Here is a 314-nt window from a genome sequence, read left to right on the forward strand (position 1 = left end):
TCACCATGCAGAAAGAGGATTTCGCAGCCCTTTGGAAAACCATTCATCTAAAGGTGACGGACACTTACGAAGTGCCGCCCGAAATACTCTGGGTGAACGGCTCTACCATTGGCACGTTGGGTAATTTCAGTGCATCCACGGGTAAAGCCAAGAGCAAAAAGACATTCAACATTTCCGCTATCGTTGCGGCAGCGTTGAAGAATGACGAGGTATTGAAGTATTCGGCATACCTGCCACCGAACAAACGGAAAATCCTCTATGTAGATACCGAGCAGAGCAAATACCATTGCCACAAGGTCATGGAGCGTATTTTG

At 47.5% G+C, this 314-nt stretch carries 1 protein-coding gene; it reads left to right on the plus strand.

Annotation, left to right across the window (positions count from 1 at the left end):
* On the plus strand, nucleotides 1-314 hold a 314-nt coding region (locus PZE06_RS27525), incomplete at both ends, for a hypothetical protein (protein WP_483314094.1).

Source organism: Robertmurraya sp. DFI.2.37 (genome assembly GCF_029211245.1).
In the GTDB taxonomy this organism is placed as follows: domain Bacteria; phylum Bacillota; class Bacilli; order Bacillales; family Cytobacillaceae; genus Robertmurraya; species Robertmurraya methanolica_A.